At 66.4% G+C, this 339-nt stretch carries 1 protein-coding gene; it reads left to right on the plus strand.

The features are described from left to right. On the plus strand, positions 1-339 hold a 339-nt coding region (locus tag AB9K35_RS01500; protein WP_369924139.1), incomplete at both ends, for a CoA transferase.

Here is a 339-nt window from a genome sequence, read left to right on the forward strand (position 1 = left end):
GTCCGGATCCTGGACTTTTCCCGGGTTCTGGCTGGGCCCTATTGTACGGCGCTGATGGCCGATCTGGGCGCGGAGGTGATCAAGGTCGAGCCGCCCGCAGGCGATGACTACCGCCACATCGGCCCCTTCAGGGACGGCGAAAGCCTGCTGTTCCAATCGGTGAACCGCGGCAAGAAATCCATCGTTCTGGATCTGAAAACCGAGGACGGCGCGGCGGCGGCGCGGGCGCTGGCGGCGGAGTGTGACGTGCTGGTCGAAAACTTCCGCCCCGGCGTGATGGACCGGTTCGGGCTGGGTGCGGACACACTGTGCGCGGCCTGCCCCCAGCTGGTCTATGTG

This window comes from Leisingera sp. XS_AS12, assembly GCF_041224635.1.
Lineage (GTDB): Bacteria > Pseudomonadota > Alphaproteobacteria > Rhodobacterales > Rhodobacteraceae > Leisingera.